The sequence below is a fragment of the Gordonia polyisoprenivorans NBRC 16320 = JCM 10675 genome (assembly GCF_000241325.1).
GTDB classification, from domain to species: domain Bacteria; phylum Actinomycetota; class Actinomycetes; order Mycobacteriales; family Mycobacteriaceae; genus Gordonia; species Gordonia polyisoprenivorans.
This window is the reverse complement of record NZ_BAEI01000080.1, coordinates 1-1366: the sequence shown is the minus strand read 5'-3', so window position 1 is coordinate 1366 and position 1366 is coordinate 1. Positions and strand designations below refer to the sequence as shown.

Sequence of the window (1366 nt, the reverse complement as noted above, 5' to 3'; positions counted from 1 at the left end):
TTGAACCGCCCCGGGTTCGTCGGAGGCTCTCGAACCTGTGAAGGATGGAGAGCATGGCAGCACCTCGGAAGTACAGCATTGAGCTGAAGGAGCGAGCGACGCGGATGGCGGTGGAAGCCCGCAAGGACCCGGCCACACGGCCGGGAGCGTTCAAACGGATCGGCGATCAACTCGGTGTGCACCCGGAGGCGCTACGCACCTGGGTCAAGCAAGCCGAAATCGATGGCGGGCAGCGGCCGGGGACCACGAGCAGCGATTCCGAGCGGATCGCGCAGCTCGAGCGGGAGAACCGCGAGCTGCGGCGGGCGAACACGATCTTGAAGCAGGCGTCGGCTTTTTTTGCCGCGGAGATCGACCGCCCACAGCGTTGATCGTGGAGTTCGTCGCCGCTTCTCGCGACGAACACGGAGTCGATCCGATCTGCGCGGCCCTACGCGACACGGCCGCCCAGGTCGCTCCGTCCACGGTACGAGCCCACCTGAGTGCGAACAAGACCGAGGCGCCACGCACGGTGCGTGACCGGGAGATGCTCGGCGAGATCCGCACCGTGCACGCCGACAATCTCGGCGTCTACGGTGCCCGCAAGGTCCACGCCGAACTACGCAGAAAGGATATCGACGTGGCGCGCTGCACTGTCGAACGATTGATGAAAGCCGATGGACTGCAAGGGATACCGAGGTTGAAGACACGCAGGACCACCCGCAGCGATGGCGCCGAAACCCCGCAACCGGCCGACCGAGTCGGCCGGCAGTTCACCGCCGAGGCGCCGAACACCTTGTGGGTGGCGGACCTGACCTACATCCGCACCCACTCCGGTTGGGTGTACGCGGCGTTCATCCTCGACGTGTACTCGCGCGTGGTCGTCGGCTGGCAGGTCTCGACCACGATGCACACCGACCTCGCATTGGACGCCTTAGACATGGGATTGTGGGCGCGTGATCGTGCCGGCCAGGATGTGGCCGGACTGATTCACCACTCGGACCGCGGAGTGCAGTATCGAGCGATTCGTTACACCGAGCGTCTCGCCGAAGCTGAAGCGGTGACTTCGGTTGGCTCCAAGGGTGATTCGTATGACAACGCGATGGCCGAGGCGTTCAACTCGTTATTCAAGGCGGAATGTATCCGCAACCCGATCATGCGCCCGAAGAGCGGGTGGGGCGGTGTCGGCGACGTCGAGATCGCGGTCGCCGAGTACATCGAGTGGTTCAACCACCGCCGTCTGCACGGCGAGATCGGACACGTCCCGCCGGTCGAGTACGAGGCCGCCTACTGGGCGGCCCACACGGTCACCAGCTACCGTGAGAACCCGGTCCCAGCAGAGGCCGGAACCAACTAACCGAGCCTCCAGCAAACCCGGGGCGATTCA

1 protein-coding gene and 1 other annotated feature are annotated in these 1366 nt (G+C 64.9%); the gene reads left to right on the top strand.

All coding sequences use genetic code 11. The features are described 5' to 3' along the window. Positions 1-53 precede the first annotated feature (53 nt). A protein-coding gene (locus GOPIP_RS22270; RefSeq protein WP_373278851.1) for an IS3 family transposase occupies positions 54-1336 on the top strand; the annotation gives its coding sequence in 2 pieces (ribosomal slippage) (positions 54-336 and positions 336-1336; 1284 coding nt in all). Beyond that, positions 332-460, top strand: a sequence feature (AL1L pseudoknot). Its footprint overlaps the gene before it by 129 nt. Positions 1337-1366 lie beyond the last annotated feature (30 nt).